Source organism: Bradyrhizobium sp. MV1.5 (genome assembly GCF_055807615.1).
In genome coordinates, this window is sequence record NZ_JBVVPL010000014.1 from 133,368 (window position 1) to 157,246 (window position 23,879).

Genomic DNA, 23,879 nt, shown 5'->3' on the forward strand with positions numbered 1-23,879 from the left:
CTGGCACACTCACAACCAGCTCCAAATCGATCAACGACGCCGTGCGAAGCTGTGCGGCGGAGAGTCGCCCTGACCCGCGCCGCGAAGACAAGCTGGACGCACTGCTGCCGGGAATTGGACGCCCCGACAACAACGCTCCTCGCTCAAGCAGCGTGACCCTACATCTCGACAAGTTTCATCCCATCACCGCCATTAGCCGTGTAGCCAAGGATCTCGATGGGGACGACGACTGGTTGCGCGACGCCGCCAACCAACTGGAGATCGAGAACTGATCATCTTATGTCGTCGAGATGATGCCATCTCGACGTTTAGGGACTTCCGGATCGAAAACCCTGATCGAGCTCGTCCGGATGGACAAGGACATCTGACCCTTGGCTCCGGCGGTGGCAGCCGAAATCATGCGTGATACGGCGCAAAGGATATTCGAGCGCCACAACTACAACCAGATCCGGCGGGATCACGGTCTTCGAAAAGATCGTTCCCTGTAAGAGCTTCGCGCGACGTGGATCGAAGCAAACGCCTAGAATTCACCCGCCGACGCTGCGATACCGATCGGCCGGGAACGCCGGGGCTGTGGAGTCGAGCGACACATTAGCTACGATTCACGCAGCGACAGCCGACCTCCCGCTCAGTCAACTACCAAACCTAGCAATTGATGGAGACGACGGACACATGCCAGTCAGTGGCGGTGAAATTCGCTCGGGCCACATAAGAAGTCGCCGCGCGATTTCATCGATCAATGGAGCTGATGAATGTCTTGCCTCGTCGTCCCCAGGTATCAAACTGTCTCCAATCGTGCCCTCCATCTTCCTCTAAGAGCCACTCGAGGGTTTGTGGCGGCGAGCTTACGGGCCGCCAAGGATGTTAGCCCCTTTTGCCTGCCCGTGCTTCATCCCATCGACCGAGCAGCGAGCGGCGTTTCTTGGATCGGGCGTGTTGTTCTGCGAGCCCCGCTATTGCCGCTGCTCTCTGTTGAAAACTATTCTCCTTCGTTTTGGCAGCGGGTTTGTCGCAAGGTTCCTGGGCTCCGTGTATCGGCCACCAATCTCTTGCTAGCGAACGCGCACACCGAGCAGCCCGTTAATGTCTCGACACCCTCCAGCAGAAGCTCGCCTTGATTAGCGATCGAGCGACTGGGTTGTTTTGCGCTGTGTACCCACACGTAGGCCAAGCGGCGCCGCTGTGGTGATAGCGCGCAAGGTGGGTCTCGCTGACATAGAGAGGCCGCCTGGTGTCAAGCGTCTCCCACCACATTGAGGGACAAGATTTGACATCCGCTCTAAGGCCGTCAGGTGGAAGTGCACTTTATTCAAATCGATGAGCGCGAAACTCACCATGCATCGTTGCGTTATAACGCCGCTATCCACGCAAGCATACCTGGCTGGCGTCGTTGCTTTCATGTCTGGACCAACTGCGAAGCCACGAGGTCATATTGTCCTTTGTCTGATAGCTAGTCTCGCCAGCAGTTCGGCGGCGCCGAGTCGCGAGATCTCTGGCCTAAGAAGCCCCAGCCCCGATGAGCTCGATGAGGCAACAAGCAGAACAATTTCGGATCCGGCCATCACATTCCGAAGCGGGCGGCCCAAGGGAGCAGCGCGCCTTTCTAGGAGCTCCTTGCAAAAAACAGCTTCGACCACAATTAAGCGCGACGTTGCCATGGAGACGGCCAAGAGCAGAATTGAAAAGCCGATCGACCCATTCGCAAAATTCGAGAAGCTTCGCGAAAGAGGTGGCGCTTTCACGGCTCCTGGTCCTGCGGACACGATAGATCAGGTTACAGCTTCTCTCAGATCCCAATTTTCGGATCTCGGGATTGGATTTGCTGGCTGGACGCTAAACACGTTTGTCGACAATGAACTCGGCAATGCCGCCAGAAGCACCATCGCCAATCAGCAATATGTCGGCCAGAATCCGACATTTAGTACGGTCAACTCTATGATCGTTACTTATGACCTCGCTCGGCTTGGAATTCCCGATGGTCAGATCGTGGTCGGAGCCGAGCATCAACACTGGACATGGCAGAGCGCTGGGCCAGATCGGCTGGGCCTCAATGCAGTTTCTTACTATCAAACGTTATTCGACAGAAGGATCGAACTCAAAGTGGGCTACCTCAGGAACCAACATGAGTTTGCGGGCGCTGGAGACAAAGTGTTCGGACCCTCATCGAAAATGCTGTTCCAAGCTGGCATGAGCAACAATTGGGCGCCAACGCCGGCTCTTAATCTGAAGTACAATTTTGATGATCGCCTATATAACAAGCTCTCAATCCAGCGCTCGGTCAGTCCAGCAGGACAATATGCGCATGTAAGCGAGAATCCCACTGGCTTGAACTGGAGCACGCGCGACGCAGGCATTCTTTTGCTTGATGAGCTTTCCTACAGGAACAAGCCTACTCCGGGTGTAATGGAGACTTGGCTGCGGGCTGGCGCGGGCTTCAACAACAGCCGCTACACGGACCTGCAGCATCCGACAGAAGCGACGACCAAGGCCAACAGCGTCTACTATGTAGGTGCGGACAGGCAATTCTGGCAGTCTGCCGTCCACGGCTCGGCATCTCGCGGAGTCTATGGCGGGCTCTCTGCAATGTATGCTCCGCCTGACCTAAATAGAGCTAATCAATACTACGAGATTCGCCTTTATGCGAAGGGCCTATTGGACAGCCGGCCCACAGATCAGATGAGTCTTGTTGTCAGCAATACCATCTGGAGCTATGTCGCGGTGGACGCTGCACTGGCAAAAGAACAGCTGGCGCACCGTGACAGTACTGCTATTTCAGGACTGTACACGGCGCATCTGGCGCCGGGGATATATACAACCGTAGGACTGACCTACATCAATCACCCGACAAGCATTACCTACACACCGCAAACCGGACACGCCCTGAATATGTTAGTATCTACGTCGGTATTCTTCTAAGGGCTCAGGACTGGGCGTGAATTCACCGGCATGTAGTCGAAATCACAATCGTTCCCTTTCAACGGCTTGGGCCGGTCATCGCGGCGTTTTGCTATCTCTGTGCTCCTGGCGCGAGGCCGGGTACCGCGTGAATTTAGGCATGTCCAAGGTAGCCTGCTGTTGGGAATGGTAGCTTGGAGCCTTTGCTGATTCGGTCTACGAGCGATAGACCGGCGCCGTATCGCGCAAAAGTCGTATCCTCTTGCGGAGCGACATTGTTTCACGTTAGCTGCTCCTGCAGCTCGTCAGACTCGCGTCCGAGCTCTTACCCTGCCATGACAACGCCGAAATCGTGCCCTCGGAGATTCCCGCGACGAGACTTGGTAAGTGGAACCGCGACACAGATGCCAAAATTCAGCCAGCTCCGGCAATCGCGCTCTGTCTGTCCGACGGTCGTGCCGTCGTCCGAAAGGCGATGCGCAAGGTCGGCGGAAACGCACCCCCTTCCGTGGGAAAGTCAACCGGACGCGGCCGGATGACTCGCGCCACTCGACGCTGAATAATTTTCGGCCGGACGAGATGAGCTTGAGCATCTTACTTCCGCAAGTAGGTCGCCTCCCGGGTCTGCGCGCGCGTTAGCTCCTCCCATCCAATTACGCGTGGCGTTCTGCTCGGCTTAACTTCTCTTCGCAAACATCTATTCGCGCGAGCATGCGACAAGGCCAGTGCAATTATGTGAATTTGCCGCGCACTGCTAGGCAACTTTCGTGGACGGGTGCTTCGTCATCTTGAGGCGCGTCACACTGCATCGACCATCGACACTGACGGGCGCGTCACCATCGAGTGTGGCACGATGAACGACGCGATGCTGGTCACCGTAATCGTTAAGGGCATAATGCTGTGTTGCGCGATTGTCCCAAATCGCGACATCGCCTTCTTTCCAGGTCCAGCGCACGGTATTTTCGGGCGCCGTGATATAGGACTGGAATAGTTGAAACAGCTTCTGGCTGTCGCGTTTTGGGATATCAATAAACCTTTGCACCAGATCGCCGAGCACCAGCGCGCGCTCGCCGGTCTCGGGATGTACACGGACCGCCGGATGCTCCGTCTCATAGATTGTTTTGGTAAAGACCTCATCAAAATGCTTCTGATCGATGTCGCGAACACGGCAGGTCCCGGCGTAGTCGAAGGCGTTGCTGTGAACGGTCCAGAGTTCGTCGGCAAGCCGTTGGAGCGGCCGCGGCAGATCGAGGTAGGCCGCCGCAGCATTCGACCAAATCGTATCGCCGCCGGACGATGGGATCACAATAGCTCGCAGCACCGCAGCTTTGGGATAAGCCGCTAGAAAGGTTCCATCGGTGTGCCATACATCGGCTCGGCTACCTCCACGCGCGGAATCAAGCTCGAGGATCGAGGTCGTTCCATTGATCGTACCGAGTGTGGGATGCGGCACCAGCTTTCCCAAACAAGCGGCAAAGCGCTCCTGCTCCGCGTCATCAAGATGCCGCTGATCGCGGAAGAAGATCACTTTATGTTCGAGCAGCAGGCTATTGATTGCAGCGACGGTTTGGCTCGGCAAATCACCCGAAAGTTTGATATCTCTGATTTCAACACCGATGCGCGCGGCGCGCTTGACGATGTCGGTCGCTGGAATGACACGCTCGGTCGAAGCCGTTTCTTTCATTGCAATTTTTTCCAAGTTTTGCGGATTGTTCAAGCAGACGAGGGTGCATCTCACTCGCTTTCGATGACGAACCTCGCGCTGCGGGTACTCTTGAGCAAGCACCATGCCAGTCGGACACGAGCTGTGAACGTCAGGTTGATGATCCGAACAGCTTGCCAGGAGCTCGATGGCACCTCCAATCCTCTTGCAATCCGAACCCGCAAATACACCAGAGGTGAAAACTCTGAGGCTAGCGCCCCGGTTCGGGGCGAAAGGCACGCAACACCGAGAGGAATTGTACCGCTCGGTACCCGAACAGAAACGCGCCATACGGCCTTCGTGCAACTTTGAGCAGCGAGCCGTGCGTGCCGTTCTCGTCCAGTATGGCACCTGCCCAACTGTTTGCAGCAATCGGCCAAATACGGGCCGCGTCTGCGAACGAGCCATCACCGGCTCTGAAGGTGTCCGGGACCTGCCCTCGCCGCGATCACTACCGGCTTCATCCGCTGGAAATGGAAGAGGAATAGATGACCTTGGAAGAGACCCAAACGATTGAACTACGGTTTCATCCAGGCGAAAGCCATTGACCTGCGGCACTGGGATCGCGATGTTCTCGATGCACCGACGTCCGAGGGCGGTGAGGCAGATGCTCGGCATTGTCCCGGTGGCTTTGCCTAAGACGGCAAAGATATGTCCACTACCGGTCGTTATAGGTGTTTCAATGTTGTCGAAGTAATTACCCTCGACGAGTGCTTGCACAGATGATCCAGCAACCACTGCATGGAAAACTCCGCAGCTGTGTTGCGCATTCGTGTTGTGGGAAGTAATTGTTAACGAGATGGATAATGGCCTGCGCGCCGTCAATGTGCGGCGCCCGCCCCGAGATCTCATGAAAATAGTTATTTGCGATAGTGATCGTCTCCGGGACACCAAGAAACAGGAGGTTCCAATAGTGTTTCCCGTTAGAATAGGAGGAATAGACATCGCTGCCATCGAAGTCGTTCCAGGAAAGCGTAATATTCGTCGTGGGGAAAAAGCCGCCGACAATCATCTGATGCCCGATATTGTGAAATCGGTTGTGATCGATCCACACCAGGTCGGCTCGTGCAATTGCAATAGCATCACCGGCAAATATCACGCCTTCATTGATATCACTGATGGTCAGGTTGCGAATAACGACGTTGCTGACCCCACCCCTTCACTTTGATTGTAGCGGCCGAGCCAATGCCGATCACCGTTTTGTTTGAGCCAATTTCCAAGCGGGCGCTTGCCGGCCCTGTCGAATGCGACCAACGTCTTCTCCTTGCCATCGCAATGCGCGTCGTTTCCATCGATAAGAAGAAGGGACTCACGCTTGTAAGGTGCCGAACAGGCACGGCCGTATTGGGACCCCTGCCCTTCGCCTCGCCCCTCCGTACCGGTAAAGTCTATGGTTCCGATTACCTGGATCTCGCGCGAACTATCGTCATTGCACTGGCCGAAGCTGTACCACCGACATAACTCATAATTCAGAGCCTGGTTGATCTGACTTGAACTATCTCGCCTCCCAGCCCGCCCGTCGCTGCAGAGCCAAAGCCCATGATGGCCTCCGATCGCACATCGTTCGGTCCGAGGAGGGACGAGACGCCGAGGACGGCAGCAAGTCCGCAGAGCACGCGCAACGAACGCTTGATGTGCTCCATCGTGTGTTTCATAGGCATATGATGCTCCCTCTTACCTCCGCAATTCCGCACGACAACCTGATTTTTCGAGCCGAAATGCTGAACTAGACGGGGCCATCAGCATGCGGCGTTAACGCCATTAGATCGTCGTCAATAAGGCAGGCTGGTAACATCGGAAGCATGCTAAACAACGGTCGAGGTGTGCAGCCGCAGGCACCGTGCCAGATGGAATCGACCTGGGTAGCCATTGAGCGGCTCACGACTGATGAAACAGCGGTCGATGCTTCGAGAACGCGGTCAGAATGAAAGCAACATCTTATCCCACGTTTCACCGTAACGCGCACGGCTCGAAGGCAACGGCGGGACCAGCTTGCAACCGCGCTCTTTGATTTGCGCCTTCGACGCTTGATGGGCTAACTGCCCTAAGGCCCTGGAATGCAACTATCAAACCTGGCTGTTCCTGTGATCCCGAATGAGGCGTACCGCAGTTCAAATCATGAGACGCCCGGCTTCCGTCGGGCTGTCTCGGAGCTTCACTGATGTACACGCCGTCCTGCTTCCAAGTTCTCGATATCGCCGGCCTTCAACAAACAATGCGCGAGGCACGGACAGCGACACTGGTCACCGCCACTCACGAGGGGCTTGTTGGAACGTTGCTGCCCGTAGTACTCGACGAGAGCGCAGGCTCGATGGGCACGATTTACGCGCACGTGGCGCGTGCTAATCCGCAGTGGAAGCTGACACCAACCGGAGAGGCGATGGCAATTTTCGCTGGGGCGGAGGCCTATATCAGCCCTTCATGGTAGTGACCAAGCACGAGAGAGGCGAGGCCGTACCAACGTGGAACTATGTCGCTGTGCATGCCTACGGACAAGTTGAGTTCTTCGAGGATTCCGATCGGCTCCGCGAGGTAGTCACGCGGCTGACCGATGTACATGAGCGCTCAAGCAAAGACCGCTGGGCGGTCTCGGACGCACCTGCCGATTTCATCAAAGCGGAGCTCGAGGGGATTATCGGCCTGCGATTGCAAATTACACGGCTAGATGGCTCACGGAAGATGAGCCAGAACCGCAATGCCGCGGATCGCGCCGGCGTCATCGAGGGCTTATCCAAGAGCAACCGTGAGGAAGACCGTCGTGCGGCTCACCTCATTCCGAAAGGATGACGAACCCGAGCGAGGTATTGTAAACGAACCGGTGTCACGTGGACTTCCTCCACTTCCTCGACTGCTGTCCATCTGCACAACCACGCGCGGGCGGCGGGTTTCTGCTCGCGGCAGGTGCTTTACACAGCACAGGAACGCGCGGCGTCCGCGAGCGGCACCGCGAACGCCCAAGCCGCTAGGCCAACTCCAGCTTTTATGGCGTGCAAGTCTCAAGAGATTTGCAAGGAGCCCTCCAAGCGTCTGGAATCTGACATTGCGGTCAGATTGCAGACTCTCTGACACTTCACGACAATCTGCGGTCGCGCACACTCCCGACGGGCAGCAAGAAACGCGAATGTCTCACATTTGCAAGGTCGCGCAGCTCACTTCTGTCACAATGATCGGGGCTCCCGGACCACCTGCTCGACCTCGAATTCGGCCTAAGACGTCCAAGAGACCTGTTTCGCCTGCTCGACGCCCTCCGGCGCAACGGGTATGCTGAACTGAAAGAAGGCCCCGTGAGGATCATTGGCGCCCGCCCAGATCCGGCCCCCATGCGCCTCAATAATGGAATGGCAAATGGCCAGCCCCATGCCCATGCCTTCTGACTTGGTGGTGTAGAACGCCTCGAACATACGGTCTGCGCTGTTTGGATCGAGTCCTGGACCTGTATCCCGAAAGCTGACCAGTACATTATTCGAGCCATCTGTGCGCGTCGTGATCAGTAATTCGCGTTCGCCTTCGTTGATCTCGCTCATAGCCTCGATGGCATTCGTGATCAGATTGAGAATCACCTGCCGTACCTGAACGCGATCTGCCCGAACGAGCGGCAAAGCCTCAGGCCTTCGGGTTTGCACCCACACGTCATTTTGTGCAAGTTCCGCGCGGACTAGGGCCAACACCTCTAAGATCAATTCGTCAATTGCAAGAAGCTCGGTTTGCATGGGCGCTTTGTTCATAAGAGCGCGGATCCGACGGATCACGTTTCCCGCGCGCATACTGTCACGAACAATCAAACCGAAGGTCTGCCGAACCTCTTCCAGATTTGGCGGTTGAGCACCGAGCCAATTTAGCCCCGCCCCCGCATTACTGCTGATCGCGGCAATCGGCTGGTTCACCTCATGCGCGATCGAGGCGGCCAGATGTCCCATTGTCGTGATCCGATTGGCATGTGCAAGGCCCATCAGAGTCTCGCGATAGCGCCGTTCGCTTTCGCGGGCCTCCGCTTCCGCTCTCTTTCGTTCTGTCAGGTCCAGGACGAAGCCAACACCTTGGTCCTCTCGCGCATCGAACACGGCGAGGCCAATGAGCACTGGCACGCGACTGCCATCCTTCCGAACATACTCTTTCTCGAACTGCTGAACAGCTCCGGTCCTTTTTGCTTCTGTGTGAGCATCCATTGTGCGCTCGAGCCATTCCGGAGGCGTCAGATCGAGACCGTTCACTCGGCCTGCGAGGAGATCTTCTTGCTCGTATCCAACCATCGTGAGGAAGGCTTGATTTGCTTCGATGATCTCGCCCCCTTCGTGAATGATAAAGATTCCGATGATGTTAGCGTCGAGCAAGCGCCGGATTTTCGCCTCCCGTTGCTGAACTTCGCTGTACAACCGGCTGTTTTCGAGCGCTGTTGCAGCTTGAGAGGCAAGCATTTTCTGCATTGATGTTCGGGCAGCCGAGAATATGCGCGGGGCGAGATTATTCTCCAGATAAAGTACGCCGATCAGCTTGCCCTGCGTGATGAGTGGCAGGCAAAGAATAGAACGCGCTTTGCGCTCGCGGATATAAGGATCTTCGGCAAATGAAGGCTGGACGACAGCGTCTTCGAGAACCACGTTTTCGCGGACACGTAGCACGAAATGCAGCACGGATTCGGGAAGAGCCATCGGAGTTACGGGCTGTTCATCCACCTTTATAACGAGCGCATCTGCTACCGTTTTGCCTTCCGCTTCGATCCGTGGCTCGTCGCCATGCAGCAGAATCAACACACCTCTTTCGGCGCCGGCCTGCTCAATGGTAGTCCGCATAAGCTTGTCAATTAGCTTCTGAAGCACAATCTCGCCGGAAATCGCCTGCGACACTTTGATCACCGTCGCCAGATCAAGTTGCTCAACCGGAGCTCCGATCGTCATGCCATTCACGGCAAGCGGGGGCTCCTGATGCATGAGATGCGGATGCAGCTCCTCGAGTTGACGCACCTTACCATCCGCTCCCCAACGAAGGTAGCCGCGCCGCGCGTCCTGCAGGTAAACCCGGGAGATCCTGGCAAAACCGCGTGCAGCATAAAAGCGCGCTGCAAGTTCACAAGCGATCCCCTCGTGGTGGGGGAAACCGTTACGTCCTGCGGTTTGGATTGAGTGTTCGTACAGTCGCATTGCGTCTGCATCCCGGCATTCTAACCTCGCAATTTCAGCGCCGACCAAGGCAGCCCGATTCTCGAAGTTGTCGGGGCAATTCGTCGCCCATGTCTGCAGTTGCCTGTAATGAGCATCAATGACATCTCGGTGTGGCTGTTGTTCGCCTTCGCCCAGCCTGTCGCAATAACACGAGTGAGACAGCGCACCATAAAACTGAAACTCCGCGGTCAAGGGCTCTGTTGGTATGGTCCATAGTTTGGGCTCGGCCTTCGAGCGAGCCTCAACAGCCGCAGCATAATCGCCGGATAGGAAGCGCGCCTGAAGTTTGCGGATCCAGTAAACGGTTTCGCTAGGTGACTCCGGACTTCCTGCCAACGATCGTTCAACGTCTAGCTCGTCAAATTGTTGGTCGTCGAAGCAACCGAGCGAGCGCGTGAGGCCGCGCATGGTTCTGACGATTGCGAGCTGAGCGGCTACCGCCTCAGCAGCAAATTGTACCTTTCTGTTCCGGATCATAGCAGCGCTTTTCTCTAACTCGTTCTGTACCTCTTTCAGGTGATCTCCGGCCATCATCATACTTCCGGTTAGATGGACCGAACTGTACGCCTCATAGATGACATCACCGCTACTGACCGCGGCTTCGAGGGCTCGCCGGATCAAAACTCGGCCCTCTCTAAGCGGCTTCGTCCACGGGATCACGGTGGCTCCGACGGCCAAATAGACGTGAGCCCGAAAACGAGAGAACTCGCCGCGATCAGCCAGATCGCAAGCAAGACGACCAAATTTATCGGCCGCTTGGTAGTCACCGAAGCGTCCGGCCGAGATTCGGCCTAACCATGCGTAATGGGCGCAGGAAGCATCAGTGTTGCCGTATTCGAGGCTGATGCTGACCGCTCGGCAGATCACTAAAGCGGATAAATTGGCGTCTGTGAAACCTGCAGCCGGAAGAATCCGCGTCAACACGGCGAGCGTGGCAAGCTTGGCCTGGTCTGTCATTCGAGGCAAACCAGCAAGATCCTCGATTGCGTCGGGCAGCTGTGACCACATCCGCTGATATTCGGCCAGCATTTCATGGTCCGTCGGACGCTGCGACCACTCGATCCCGACGTCGCGAAGATATTCGAGACCTATGAGCACTGCCCGGCCGTGCTGACCCAGCGTCAAGTAAATATCGACCCGCAAACATGCGACCGTTGCTCGTTGTGGCCCGTTCAAAGCTCGCTTCGACAGTGCGGACAAGAGACGCTCTGCAATCTCCAGCTGGCCTACCAAGAATTCGCATTCGGCCCGGCTGGTCTCGAGTGCGAACGCGAGCTCGCGGCGCCTTTGCCAAAAATTGGGCGCGAGCAGCGCAGCACCGACGGTGAAATATGCTAGCGCCGAGGCGTAGGCCGCCGAGGCCTTGGCACGCTGCCCTGCGATCAAGTTCAACTCGGCGAGCTGCTCTCGCTCCTCACCGGAAGCGATGAGCGCGACGCCTCGATTGAGCTGACTGACGATGTCGAAGATGGCCTCTTCGCGTTTGTGCGCAGGGATGTGTGCCGCGAGCATCCGACCGATCCGCAGATGGGAAGGAGCGCGCGAGGATTCCGGCATCAGCAAGTAGGCCGCCTCTTGAACGCGATCGTGGACAAAGCGGTAGGCTGTCCCATGCCGCACGATCAGTTCCTGCCGGATTGCCGGCCACACGGTCGCGTGCACTTGCTCCTCTGGAATTTCGAGCACAATCGCGAACTCCGCCGTCCCGGCGATGTTGCCGAAACAGGCCAGCTGTTGCAGCGCTTCCTGCGTTTCCTTGGGCAGCCGGATGAGCTTGCCGAGCATCAGATCGACGACGTTCTCGGTGTACGCTTTTGCGTGAATTCGCTGCAGATCCCAACGCCAGCGCGCCGACACGTGATCGAACGTCAACAGCTGCTCTCCGGCTAGTTCAGACAAGAATTGAACGGCGAAGAACGGATTGCCCATCGTCTTCTGATGCACCAACTTCGCAAGCGGGGCAGCGCGTTTTGGTCCGCAGCGAAGGGTATGCGCGACCAACTGCCCGACGTCGTCTGCGCTGAGCGGCGATAGCGTGATCTCCTGTAGATTTAGGCCGGCTCTCCCGATGGACTCGAGCTTGCGTTTGAGCGGATGATCTGCATCAACTTCGTTGCTGCGGTAAGCTCCAATAAGCAGCAGGTGCAGATCCGGCTGGGTCAGCAGATCCTCGATCAGGTCGAGTGTTGCGGCGTCATACCACTGCAAATCATCGAGGAAGAGCACCAATGGATGGGTTCGCCGGGCGAACACGCCAATAAAGCGACGAAACACGAGCTGGAAACGGATTTGCGCTTGGCGGGCTGGAAGCTCAGCAACCGCGGGCTGCTCGCCGATAACAAGGCTCAAATCGGGGATCAATTCGACCATCAGCCGTCCATTCCCACCGAGCGCCTCCCGGAACGCCTGCCGCCAAGTCGCGAGTTCGCCCTCACTTTTGCTGAGAAGAGGACGCACAAGGCTCTGAAAGGTCTGCACTAGTGTCGCATATGGCACATCGCGCTTCACTTGGTCGAATTTGCCTGATGCCAAGAGCCCGCGATAGGGCACGAGTACTTTGTGTAGCTCCTGGACGAGCGAAGACTTACCGATGCCGGAATAACCGGCAACCAGCACCAACCTCGGCGCGCCGCTCTTCACCGCTCGATCGAAAGAGCCAAGCAAGATCTCGATCTCGCGGGCTCTCCCATAGAGCTTCTCGGGGACGATCAACCGATCAGGTGTGTCGTCTGCGCCAAGTTCAAAAGGCTCGATGCGACCATGGTTGGCCCATGCTGCCAGACAGTGTTGCAGATCGTGTTCAAGGCCAGCGGCAGTCTGGTAGCGTTCCTCGGCGGTTTTCGCGAGGAGTTTCATCGCAATTTGAGAGATTGGCTCCGGGACATTTTGCGATTTCTCGAGGGGCGGTGTTGCTTTTCTTGCAATATGACAATGAATCCACTCCAACGGGTCTGAGCCCGTGAACGGCAGCGCGCCGGTCAGCATCTGGTAGAATATCACCCCAAGTGAATAGAGATCACTGCGAGAGTCGACCGAGCGATTCATTCGTCCGGTCTGCTCGGGCGCCATGTAGGGCAGCGAGCCGGCGATGAACTCGGCAGGCTCAAGCGGCACCCGCTCGCGGGAAAGCCGGGACGCCAGCCCGAATCCGGTGAGTCGCACTTGTTCGTCAGGACAATTGACCAGAATGTGACCGGGTTTCAGGTCCTTGTGGATTAAGCCGCGGCGGTGGAGCTTGCCCACGGACCTCGTGACACCAATAGCAAGGCGCAGGAAGCGCTGAGGCTCCATGCCGACTCCAACTAAGTTTAGCAGCGGCTCGCCGCATGGATCCTCCAGGACCAGCATGGTACGACCAGCTTCCCGGATGAGTTCCAGAGGCCGCACCGCCCATGCCTCATCTAGCTCGTCTCTCAGCTCATACTCGTGGGCGAGGCACTCGATCGTGGCGGGGTGTTCCCCGGTGGGCCGCACGAGAAGCACGACAGCCTTGCTGCCGTTGATTTGCCGGCACGCACGGCAGAACACACGACCTCCGTCCCTCCACAGGGGCTGGATGTCGTTGTCGAGATTTGAGCCGAACACATTTCGGCTGGGAGGGGCGCGCGGCATTTGCCTGACCAGACTAAGAAGACGCGCGCCAAATCTGACACATAAGAGGCGCCATTGTGAAGGAACTTCACAAAATTCGCTGCAGGGTCCGGATCATGGCCGCCAAAGAGAGCCCGCAGCAAGCACAATATAACGGACGCAAGCTGTATGTTAGAGCCCGATCGTGTCGATCGAGCGCAGCCCTGCGCGCAGCTCGAGCCCGGGCGGCGGCTCCGGACTACGCAGCGCGCCGGCGCGGAAGGAGTCCTTCGCGATAGAGCGACTCAAGCCGAAGGCTTCCCACGCCAAGGACAGCGGCTCGATTGACGTGAGGCCGAAAATGCCGCCACTAACAATGAAGTTGTTTGGCACGTCTACTTTGAAGAGGAACAACTCGCCCGGCTGGAGCGCCCGAAACTGCGTGGTGCCGCTGGGTTGCCACGAAAAGGTTAAAGATAGCTGGAATACTGGGCCGCCCTCTGATTCGTATTTCAAGGCGGCGGCACGGACAAAGCCTGGCAGCAATCCTCTTGAGGCAAATGTAGGGGACGGTTGTCGCCGGTCCAGCGGCGATCGAACCTCTCAACCACGAGCACACGGTTGCCTTCAAACTCCTCGATCGCGATGGCGGCGCTCGGAAGTCCGAGAGCTGCTGTCAGCTGGCAGAAGAACTCATTCTCGACGCTGTAGGAAAGATTGAGGCCGTTCGGTAGTCGGTCAATCCGCGGTTTGAGAATGTGCGTCGTGGCTGTAGTCGCCAGCGGCTTGTACCAACGCCCTTTCCAGAACAAGAGCGCGGTCTTTTCCTGGGCGCCGGCGATCGAGATCCGAAAGTCCTCGTCCTCACCAAGCTCAAGGAGAGCCGATGCAAAGGTCGCCGAGAAGCCGGGCGATTCTCGTCGTCAACGGGTCTGCCGTCAACAGCCGCGGCAGCGCCCGGGTTCGATGCCGTCCGGCAGGAATTGCAATGGGCCGACGCAGTCCCGTCCGACACCAGTGAGTAGGTCGTAAGCGTCGATGCCCTGAGCGTGGACTCGCTCCGCCATACGATGGCGGATGGGCATGCTGTCGGGCAGGAGATTGTCGGAAACGGCGACGACAGCGGCACCGATATAGTCGTCCGTTAAGAAGCCGAATTGAGCGGGAGCGGACAGGCAAGCGTATGCGATAGCTGGATCAGGAAGAGGCACAAGAGTTCTCTGAGCCAGGCGAGGATACGGCGTAAGTTGTGGCCGACTGCTGAGAGCACGACGTTGGCGGCGTCGCCGGCGCGGCTTTGAGATAGTAGCGGCCAAGGTGACCTTCGGCCTTCAGATGTCCGATGATGGGCTCGATGGCGGAGCGGCGCCGGAGCTCGCGCTTGATGGTGCCGAACACGCCGCGCTTCTGGCCCGAAATGAAGACGCGACGGGGATTTTTCGTGTCGTGGCCGCGATATCCCTTGTCGACATAGGCCCGCTCGATCGGACAGCCGGTGAGCGCCTGGGTGCGGTCGATGACGTCCCGCAGGATATGACCGTCGTAGGGATTATCGGGCAGCGACCTGGCGTGCAGTACGAACAGGCCACCGGGCGCCCGGCGGTTGTTGGAGACGATGGAGGCCTTCACGCCGAACTCGTAAGGGGCTGCGGCCTTGCCTTTGCCGATGCATTCCACCTCCGGGGCATGGAAGGAATAAAGCTTCCAGCCGCGCTGGCGCTGCTGCTGCGAGCGGATTTGCACGGCCCGGCCAAGCGGGAGGGCGAATGCCTCCTCCAGTGCCGGCTGGCCCTCGATCTTGCGGCGGATGTCGCGGATGATGCGGCCGAGCCGGCTGCGCAGAATGCGCAACTGCCGCTGATGCCGCCCGAACTGTTTGGCATGGGCGTAGCGGCCCGCCATCATCGCAGCGGCCTTGGCCACGCGAGAATAGGATTGCCGGAGCCTGACGCTGTGCCTTCTCGCCAGGCGGTTGAGGCCCTGGATGGCCGCATGAAGCAGCTTGGCGTCGGTCGGGAAGGTGATGGCCTTCGGCTGCACCGTGGTGTCGACCGTGACGCGCTTGAGGTCCTGGCCGCGTAACGCGCCGGCCTCGTGCGCCACCCGCAGGCTCTCCGCCAGCAGCAGCTCCAACTTGTCGCCGAGCCGCTTGCGCCAATGGCTCAGGTCCGAGCGCTCGTGCGGCAAGGCATGCTGAAAGAACTCTTGCCCGGTGAAGAACTGGAAATACGGGTCGTGAACCCAGCGCTCGCAAACGCCCTCATCGGACAGCCCGTAAGTGTGCTTGAGCAACAGCAGCCCGATCATGAACCGGGTCTCGATCCCGGGCCGGCCATTCTCGCTGTAGAGCGGCGCGACCTCGCCGTCGATCCAGTCCCAATCGATCTTGCCGGCGAGCTGAACCAGCTCGTGCTTCATGTTGATGATCTGGTCCAGCCGCGCCCGGAACAGATCGTTCGATCCCGTCGTCCTGTGCTTCTTCGGTCGCATCGGCCCCTCCGATGCACCACAGAATCATGGTCCGCAGCGAAAGGGAATCCACAAACGACAATTGCAAGATTTGGGGGCCTCAAGCCCCCAATCCCTGCAATCTCAAATGCCGCCGCAACCGGAAAACTGACTCCTGCTCAATCGCTTAGAGCCTTGTTCACGGACGACGATATAGCGGTCCCTCACGCAGAGCAGAAATAGCGACACGGGCAGCGCATGCTCCCAGGCAAGCCAGGACGGATCGTACTGAAAGTCGATTGCGCCGACGAATCGTGTTCTGCAATGCGCGTTCACCGGCTTCGGATGAGGAGAGCACAAGGTTCGCTTTGTGGGCAATCTCGGATCGGCACATACTTTGATCCGTCATCTCCTCGACGAAGATGGGTGCGCTGCCTAAAACCCAGCGACGCTCCTTACAAGCTGGGTTCCAGCGAGCCCTTCTTCGATAGCCCTTTCGAACGGAGACGGCTGCGATCCTGAACGACGTGTTCCTTGCCCTGACCAAGGCCGGCCACCAGCCTTGGATTGGCGAACAACCCCGCAATGTCAGCATGACAGTGGGCCGTTAAGACGGTCTCGTTCACGCTCGACCACCCGGGGCCAGGACGCAGGCCAACGGACGACTCCAAACACCGCATGAAGCTTCCGAAACCCTCCGACTGGAGATCCCAGCCACTGGAGAACAGCGGAACGCCTTCTCGTCCCAGTCGCGCTGCGACAGATCTAACTTGCCAACTACGAACTCCACCTAGTCGGCTCGAGAGATGCTAACTCGATCAATCTACAAGACATGTACATCGTGACCCTACGTACGATTCAAGCCTTTCCCGTCTGTGTGAAGTAGCAGGGAGTCACCATCTACTTTGGCTGCTAAACGAGTCTCAGTTTTGCCACGCGGGTCACATCATCTGGGACACCATCACCACGGATGTACTGGCGATGTGGGGCGAACCCGGCACACTTCTTCTCAAAGGAGTGCGCCGGGCCGCCTTAATGAGTTGCGTCGGAAGATTGATGAGCTAGTGGGCGGTTGGCGGCTGCTCCAAGCGGACCGCTCGAGCCAGTTTGAGCCCTATACTGCGGCATTGAGGAGCTAAGCTTCGAATCAGCGTGCTCGATACGCACCTATGGTGCCCGCCAATCCCGCGAATGCGCCCTCTCCATTTGAATTACACACATCATCCTCGGATACGAGCAGCGAAGCAATCGGCAGGACGCACGAACGTGGGCGGCCCCGCAGCTCGAGATGATTACATTTCCTACAAAGCACGACCGAAAGGACTTGAATCGCACCATGCGTCAGGTTGTACGAAACCGATGCAAGGTGCTTTCCCAAGCTCGCTAAAGACGCAACTCACAGGCGCTCTGACGACGCAAAAAAGAATTTATGTGCTTATGCAGCTGCTACTCGTTCTGATGTCCATTTTCTTTACTGCGGGTGCGATAGTCTACGCCGCATGCCGATCTCAACAACGCCGGCGGGATCGGCGCATGCACAGGCACATTGGCCCCAATTCGCTGAGCTCGCGCCCCCGCGTGCAGCTACCGAGGCGGCGGGCATTTTGATCCTGCCGTTTAACGAGAGTCCGCCGACGCCTCATGCGCCTGAACGGGGATGCCAAGCGGCATCCGCCGCCAGCTAGAGCGAGCGCCTCAACTTGGCTGCTGATTGATTTGATCAATGCCGCCGGGCCGTTCCAACGGGACGGCGGACAGACGGAAGCCAGTTCTCGACCACTCGGGCCCTTTTTGCTAGACTTTCGTGATAATGTCTTACGCACGCAAACGGCTGGCCGTTCGCATACCTGGAAGATCTCAGAGATTTGCACTGCGCGAAAGCTCCTGAGAAGGCCGCCACGAGCAACCTTTGGTCGTGGCCCCACTGAACTTCTACCACGATTTCAAAAGTGAGGCTTTTATCGTGACCAAGCGCTCTGAACCGCGGAAGCAAGCCGCAACTGTCGAAGGGCCGGAGGTGAGACCGAGCGTGTTGGTCGTCGACGACGACCTCTCAATGCGCGAATCGCTCGTCAACCTGTTTCGTTCGATCGGTCTAGACGTTGTTGCTTTCGGATCGGCCCAAGAACTGCTCCAGAGCGAGCTTCCTGATGTTCCCAGCTGCCTTGTGCTTGATATCAGACTGCCGGGCTTGAGCGGGCTGGAGCTCCAGATTGAATTAGCCAAACTGAAGGTTCACATTCCCATTATTTTCATCACCGCTCATGGCGATATTCCGATGACCGTCAAAGCGATGAAGAATGGAGCAATCGATTTTCTCGGCAAGCCGTTTCGCGATCAGGAACTGCTCGATGGAGTGGTCGCAGCGATCGAACAGGATCGCAAGAGACGAGCTATAGACAAGGTTGTCACGAAGCTGCAGTCCTTGTTCGAGGCTCTAAGTCCACGAGAGCAGGATGTCTTGAGACTGGTCGCCACGGGCCTCTTGAACAAACAGGTAGCCGCGGAACTCGGGCTTGCCGAGATTACAGTCAAAATCTACCGGGGGCACGTGATGAAGAAGATGGGTGCTCGATCACTAGCCGATTTGATTAGAATGGCGGAGAGGCTGGGAATTGGGACCGACCGTTTCAGAGTACAAACCTAAGTATGATTTTACAATTTCTTCGTACACGCGCACCCTTCAGCTGGCCGCCATGCTTCGGCCAGTGCCTTCGCCCAACCAGGACGGGTGGTCTTGTCTAACACTATTTCCGTTGTCGACGATGATCCTTCAATTCGTGTCGCGCTGAACAACCTCTTGAAATCACAGGGCCACATCGTTCATACGTTTGCTTCGGCTGAGGAATTCCTGGAGTCGTCTCAATTGAACGGCACGTCCTGTGTAATTGCAGACGTGCAGATGCCCACGATGAGCGGCTTTGAACTTTTAGAACAGATGCGGGCCCAAGGCCACGCTGCGCCATTCATTTTGATTACTGCCTTCGCGGATGATCGCACGCGAGCCCGCGCTTTGAGCGCCGGCGTGACCGGCTTTTTCGCTAAACCGTTTCCCGCTCTGGAGTTGATGGCCTGCGTCGATGAAGTACTCCGCGAGCACCGTCCCGGAACAAACGCCTGAAAGCGGGGCAAGCAATCTGGACCAAGCCGCGCCCGCGCGGCACTCACGATGTCGATCAACGCGCGATTGCTCGTGCTTACCACGTGCCAGTGGCAACCATCACCTTTCCATGTAGCCGTACTCCTGTCGCTGTTGTCCACTTTCGACGTCTGGTTGAAGCACTTGCTAGTTCGGGCCGCTGACAATATGCCTCTCGTATGATCGCGTAATCCGACGAGGCCGAAGCGCTCGTCGCGTTAACCCAGGAGCGCGCGATCTTGAGTGCGACAACCATTGCTGAGTTCGGCGCGAAAGCGCCACGGGTCCGGCCGCCGAGTGGGGGGAAAAGGAGGCGGCGATCGCGGCCAATATCACGGAGTTTGTCAAGACGTTCGCTGCGGAATTCCGAGAAGCCGCAAAGACGTATGTTGGCAGATCGAATGTTGGCGGATCGAACGGTTTGCACCGCCAGATCCGCTAAATTCGGTTCGATCCCAGCAACTCTTCGGACTGAAGCACCGGAAGCTTACGCATCCGTTGGAATGGCAACACAAGTGCCGCTGGCAGATTCGATCTCAAGCCATGCCTTTGCTGCCGAACGCATCCACGCCGACGACTGCCCGGCGATTGTGTCGACCAAGCGCAAGGCCAAAACCGGTCGGGCGGCGGGCGTGTCCTTCTAGTCCCTGAGACCGTGGCCTGAGCATGTCGCTTCCGGCTCGCGGTATCCTGACGCAAGGTACCGCACGCATGCGCAACGTCTTCCCGCGCGGCTAGGTAAACCTGTTCGCGAAAGATGACTTAACACGGGGGCCGTCGCTGGATGGGGACGAAGCTACTAGAGATGGTAGCTTTGTTCCGCCTGGTTCTCAGGTAACCCGTTGGAGCTGATTTTTAGATGCGCTACGCGCAACCCAAACGATGCCGAGAGGCGCGGAACCCGCGGTCATGGCCTGCCAGTCCTGCACGATGTTGGCCCGCGTTGTTTCATCGGGCAGATTGTCTGGTCGACGCGACGACCGCATGGTTGGAGTACACAGGGGAGCCGAATGAAGACAATTGAAACGCTAGAGTCCAATGTGCGTGCGTACTCACGTTCCTTTCCTGCTGTCTTCAATGGGGCGCGCGGTTCAATTATGTTCACAGAGGGCGGCCGAAAGGTCATAGACTTTCTGTCTGGCGCTGGAACGCTAAACTATGGCCACAACAATCAGCAGATCAAAGCAGCAATCAGCGACTATCTGGAGTCGGACGGGGTCGTCCACGGCTTGGACATGGCCACTCCAGCAAAAGTCGAATTCATGGAGACCTTTAGCTCTGTTATTCTTCGGGAACGGAATCTTTCCTATCGCTTTCAATTCACCGGGCCTACAGGAGCTAACGCCGTTGAAGCAGCTCTAAAGCTCTCGCGTAAAATCACAGGGCGTCACAACGTCATTTCTTTCACGAACGGATATCACGGCCAAAGCTTGGGAGCCACAGCCGCGAGCGGTAACCGCTTTTACCGTAAAGCCAGCGGGATTCCCTTATCCGGCACAACTTTCATGCCCTATGATGGGTATCTTGGCTCCTCGTACAGTCCGGCGGATTACGTTCGAAAGGTGTTAATGGACGAGAGCAGTGGTACTGATCTTCCAGCCGCCATTCTCGTCGAAACCGTGCAAGGAGAGGGAGGCATTAACGTCGCCGGCAAGGAATGGCTGCAGTCAATGCAGGCTTTGGCAAAAGAGGTCGGAGCTATTTTCATAGTTGATGATATCCAAATGGGCTGTGGTCGCACAGGTGAGTTCTTCAGCTTCGAGTTCGCTGCGTTGTCGCCAGACATTGTCGTGATGTCGAAATCGCTGAGTGGTTACGGCTTGCCATTGTCGATGCTCTTGATCAAGGAAGCGATCGACGCATGGGAACCAGGCGAGCATACGGGAACATTTCGCGGAAACAACCTTGCACTCGTTTCTGGCAAGGCGGCATTGGATCTGTATTGGCGCAACCAGACGTTCTCGCAACAGATCCAACGCTTGGGTGCATTTATGCGGCGTCGACTCGATGCTATCGCGCATCAGCACGGAAACGAGTTTGCCGTTCGTGGACGCGGCATGGTATGCGGCTTCGATTGCAAAACGAGCGAGATCGCAGAGGCGACGTCACGGAGAGCATTTGTGAAGGGATTGATTATCGAGCGATGCGGACCGACGGATCAGGTTGTCAAGTTCTTGCCTGCACTTACGATCGCCGAAGAAACGTTGGAACAAGGGCTCGATATATTCGAGGATTCATTGACTGAAACCTTGAAGTTGACCCGACCAAGCTAACCTGCCGGCACACGAGAGACACTGGTCCTAGCGACAGCATCGCCGCCAACGACACTGGCGTCGGCCCTTGCTTCGCGCCGAAACGGTCACTAACGCCTGAACGCCAGCGCTGTTTGTGATCCGCTGAGTCGCTGGTGCGCGAAGAACGCCTTGCTCCATGCTTGGTCCGCAACACGTGAGTGTGGAGCCCCCTAGGTCCGCTGAAGGCGACCTCGTTGGCGGAGCGGAGTCGAATGGTGTAGTAGGCCTTCAAAGTGCTGCGCGGTACGCATACGACGAAGACCGCCTGATTGACGCGTGCGCGCGGGCACGGCGAGCCATATGATGGCTTGCGGGAAGGTCAGGCGGCTTGCTGATCGGCGGACTTGCCGGCTTGGTGCAGGAGCTTCCATTCCCAGGGCAGCAGTTCGCGCGGCCGCGACGCGGGAAGATCGGCGATCCGGGCGAGGACTTCAGCGAGCCAGGCCTTTGGGTCGACGTCGTTGAGGCGGCAAGTCGTGATCATCGTCAGCATGATCGCGGCACGGTCGGCGCCACGTTGGCTACCAGCGAAGGTCCAGTTGCGCCTTCCGAAGGCAATGCCTCTCAATGCACGCTCAGCGCAATTGTTGGTCAAGCAGATCCTGCCATCGTCGAGGAAGCGGACGAAGTCGTCCCAGCGCTTGAGCATGTAGTTCATGGGCTTCAGGACCTCAGCGGAGCGCGAGAGGCTTTCTCGCTCGCGGAGCAGCCAGTCGTGCATGTCGTCGAGCAGCGGCTTGCTCCGCTCCTGGCGCACGGCCCGCCGCTCGTCGGCACTACGGCCGTTGATGGCGCGCTCGATCTCGAACAACGCATCCAGGCGTCTGACCGCGTCCAGCGCGATCGGGGAGACCGGTTTGCCCTTGCGGCCTTCCCGGGCGGCTTTTTCGATGTCAGCCAGCTCGAAGAATCCCCGCCGCGCATGGGCCAGGCAAAATGCCGGCGTGATCGGCATTGCTTTCCTTTTTGGGTCGAACAACGGCTCGAAGCCGCCATAGCAATCCGCCTGCAGAATGCCGGCGAAGGCGGCCAGATGCTTCTGAGGATGTTCGCCCCGTCGGTTGCCCGAGGCATAATAGACCGCCGCCGGCGGCGCAGGCCCGGCGAACGGCCGGTCATCCCGCACATAGGTCCATATCCGGCCGGTCGTGCACCTGCCTTTCGCCAGGACGCGGATGGTGGTGTCGTCGCCATGAAGGCGCTCGGCCGCGAGCACATGACGCTCGATCAGCTGGAACAGCGGCATGACGGCGAAGGTTCCGTGGCCGACCTGGTCGGCCAGCGTCGACAGCGGCAGGTCGATCCGCTCAGCCTTGAAGCGCACGCTCTGGCGATTGAGCGGGATATGCATGCCGAACTTGTCGAACAGCATTGTCGCCAGCAATTGCGGACCGATGAAGCCGCGCGGCGTGGCATGGAACGGTGCCGGCGGCTGGCTGATCTTCTCGCAATCGCGGCAAGTGAACTTCTCGCGTACCGTCTCGATCACCTTGAAGCGACGCGGGATCTCCTCCAGCGTCTTGGTTACATCCTCTCCGATCTTCGCCAGCCGAGATCCACCGCAGCAGGCGCAGCTCGTTGGAGCCTCAATGACGACGCGCTCGTGTTCGATGTCGTCCGGCCATGGCTGACGAACCGGCCGCTTGCGCATGAAGGGGCGAACGTTCTGCGTCTTCGCTGCTGCGGCCTGCGCGGCAAGCTCATTCTCGGTCGCCGTGGTGGCGAGTTCTTCGAGCTCCAATTCCAACTGCTCGAGTAACCGCGCCGTGCGCTCGGAGCGCTGCCCGTGCAGTTCGCGTTTGAGCTTCTCGATCCGTAGCTCAAGATGAGCGATCAGCACCTCGCTGTCCGACAGCTCCGCCCGAGCGTTGGCGGCATCCGCGACTGCCACATCGCGTTCAGCCTGCAACGCCTCGCGCTCGGCCAGCAGAGCAAGGTAGGCTCTCGCGAGATCCGACGGAAGATCGTCCGGCTTCGATGTCATGACGCCATTGAATCAGATCGAGCATCAGATTCAAACCCAAAACGATTATCCGACCCGCGTCGGCCGCTGGGTTTCTTGCGGATTGCGCCAATCGATCCCGGACAGCAGATAGCTCAACTGCGCCAGCGAGATCGTTACCGCTTCACCGGCAACCGATGGCCAGATAAACTTTCCTCTCTCGAGTTTTTTTGTGAACAAGCAGGCTCCCTGACCATCGTGCCAGATCACCTTCACAAGATCGCTGCGGCGACCGCGGAAGACAAACAAATGACCGCTGAGCGGTTCTTTGTGCAGCACCTCCTGCACTTGGAGGGCCAGCGACGGAAAGCCTCTGCGCATATCCGTGTAGCCTGTCGCCAGCCACACTCGCACATTCCCTGGTACAGCAATCATCGGCGTCCAAGCACATCGAGGACCCGCGCCAGCGCCTCCGGATCGACGTGCGCATCCACCCGGATGCACCGTCGGTTGCCGAGATCGATCTCTATCAATCCAGTACGCGCGGCTGCCGCCGAGCGAACTCGGCCATCAACCGTAGGCAAAAGCTTCGCAGTTTCTTCAGTCGAGGCCGCTACGGCGGCGATCTGCATCGGCGTAAAAGATGGTACAACGTACGCATACGATGAAGACCGCCAGATTGACGCATGCGCGCGGGCAGAGCGAGCTCTATGATCGGTTGGGTGAAGGT

General features: G+C 58.0%; 15 protein-coding genes and 2 pseudogenes. 8 read left to right on the forward strand and 9 right to left on the reverse strand.

The genetic code is table 11. From position 1 onward, the window contains the following. Nucleotides 1–41: 41 nt before the first annotated feature. Together AC0L2J_RS16120 and AC0L2J_RS16125 are read left to right on the forward strand one after the other, a co-directional pair. Nucleotides 42–272: a hypothetical protein gene (locus tag AC0L2J_RS16120; protein WP_157158633.1), complete on the forward strand. Its 231-nt coding sequence runs from the start codon at nt 42–44 to the stop codon at nt 270–272. Nucleotides 273–1,656: 1,384 nt separating this feature from the next. Then, the gene (locus AC0L2J_RS16125; RefSeq protein ID WP_473391837.1) at nt 1,657–2,916 is read left to right on the forward strand and encodes a carbohydrate porin; all 1,260 of its coding nucleotides are present in this window, start codon (nt 1,657–1,659) and stop codon (nt 2,914–2,916) included. Nucleotides 2,917–3,649: 733 nt separating this feature from the next. On the opposite strand, the gene AC0L2J_RS16130 is transcribed toward AC0L2J_RS16125, so the two are convergent. Beyond that, complete coding sequence (locus tag AC0L2J_RS16130) at nt 3,650–4,579, reverse strand: TauD/TfdA dioxygenase family protein (RefSeq protein WP_473391887.1); 930 nt, start codon at nt 4,577–4,579, stop codon at nt 3,650–3,652. 817 nt (nt 4,580–5,396) lie between these two features. Here AC0L2J_RS16130 and AC0L2J_RS16135 point away from each other — a divergent pair. Both AC0L2J_RS16135 and AC0L2J_RS16140 read left to right on the forward strand, forming a co-directional pair. After that, a complete protein-coding gene (locus AC0L2J_RS16135) occupies nt 5,397–5,765 on the forward strand; it encodes a hypothetical protein (protein ID WP_473391840.1) in 369 nt (122 codons plus the stop codon). Nucleotides 5,766–6,758: 993 nt separating this feature from the next. Then, nucleotides 6,759–7,384: pseudogene (locus tag AC0L2J_RS16140) on the forward strand (FMN-binding negative transcriptional regulator). A gap of 419 nt (nt 7,385–7,803) precedes the next feature. On the opposite strand, the gene AC0L2J_RS16145 reads toward AC0L2J_RS16140, so the two are convergent. The 5 genes and pseudogenes from AC0L2J_RS16145 to AC0L2J_RS16165 all read right to left on the reverse strand — a co-directional run bounded on the left by AC0L2J_RS16145 (nt 7,804) and on the right by AC0L2J_RS16165 (nt 15,816). Beyond that, complete coding sequence (locus tag AC0L2J_RS16145) at nt 7,804–13,368, reverse strand: trifunctional serine/threonine-protein kinase/ATP-binding protein/sensor histidine kinase (protein ID WP_473391842.1); 5,565 nt, start codon at nt 13,366–13,368, stop codon at nt 7,804–7,806. A gap of 150 nt (nt 13,369–13,518) precedes the next feature. Next, nucleotides 13,519–13,842, reverse strand: a complete 324-nt coding sequence (locus AC0L2J_RS16150) for a hypothetical protein (RefSeq protein WP_473391845.1) — start codon at nt 13,840–13,842, stop codon at nt 13,519–13,521. Then, the gene (locus AC0L2J_RS16155) at nt 13,839–14,138 is read right to left on the reverse strand and encodes a HipA domain-containing protein (protein WP_246648954.1); all 300 of its coding nucleotides are present in this window, start codon (nt 14,136–14,138) and stop codon (nt 13,839–13,841) included. The genes AC0L2J_RS16150 and AC0L2J_RS16155 overlap by 4 nt, the downstream gene beginning before the upstream one ends. 126 nt (nt 14,139–14,264) lie before the next feature. After that, complete coding sequence (locus AC0L2J_RS16160) at nt 14,265–14,411, reverse strand: HipA N-terminal domain-containing protein (RefSeq protein ID WP_473391847.1); 147 nt, start codon at nt 14,409–14,411, stop codon at nt 14,265–14,267. Nucleotides 14,412–14,470: 59 nt separating this feature from the next. Next, nucleotides 14,471–15,816: pseudogene (locus tag AC0L2J_RS16165) on the reverse strand (IS5 family transposase). A 1,975-nt stretch (nt 15,817–17,791) separates the two neighbouring features. On the opposite strand from AC0L2J_RS16165, the gene AC0L2J_RS16170 reads away from it, so the two are divergent. From AC0L2J_RS16170 to ectB, 4 genes are all read left to right on the forward strand, one after another. Continuing rightward, nucleotides 17,792–18,421, forward strand: coding sequence for a response regulator transcription factor (locus AC0L2J_RS16170; protein WP_088941395.1), 630 nt, complete (start codon nt 17,792–17,794; stop codon nt 18,419–18,421). A gap of 84 nt (nt 18,422–18,505) precedes the next feature. Next, nucleotides 18,506–18,895, forward strand: coding sequence for a response regulator transcription factor (locus AC0L2J_RS16175; protein WP_085348748.1), 390 nt, complete (start codon nt 18,506–18,508; stop codon nt 18,893–18,895). A gap of 521 nt (nt 18,896–19,416) precedes the next feature. Beyond that, nucleotides 19,417–19,557, forward strand: a complete 141-nt coding sequence (locus AC0L2J_RS16180; protein WP_158091512.1) for a hypothetical protein — start codon at nt 19,417–19,419, stop codon at nt 19,555–19,557. 366 nt (nt 19,558–19,923) lie between these two features. Further along, complete coding sequence (gene ectB, locus AC0L2J_RS16185) at nt 19,924–21,186, forward strand: diaminobutyrate--2-oxoglutarate transaminase (RefSeq protein ID WP_473391851.1); 1,263 nt, start codon at nt 19,924–19,926, stop codon at nt 21,184–21,186. A 340-nt stretch (nt 21,187–21,526) separates the two neighbouring features. Here the strand turns inward: ectB and tnpC are convergent, their stop codons facing one another. The 3 genes from tnpC to AC0L2J_RS16200 form a co-directional block, all read right to left on the reverse strand. Further along, on the reverse strand, nt 21,527–23,191 hold the full coding sequence (gene tnpC, locus AC0L2J_RS16190; RefSeq protein ID WP_473391854.1) for an IS66 family transposase: 1,665 nt from the start codon (nt 23,189–23,191) through the stop codon (nt 21,527–21,529). 45 nt (nt 23,192–23,236) lie between these two features. After that, nucleotides 23,237–23,557: an IS66 family insertion sequence element accessory protein TnpB gene (tnpB, locus tag AC0L2J_RS16195; RefSeq protein ID WP_425304745.1), complete on the reverse strand. Its 321-nt coding sequence runs from the start codon at nt 23,555–23,557 to the stop codon at nt 23,237–23,239. A 23-nt stretch (nt 23,558–23,580) separates the two neighbouring features. Further along, nucleotides 23,581–23,879: hypothetical protein (locus AC0L2J_RS16200; RefSeq protein WP_473391857.1), on the reverse strand; the 299-nt coding region annotated here is incomplete at its 5' end.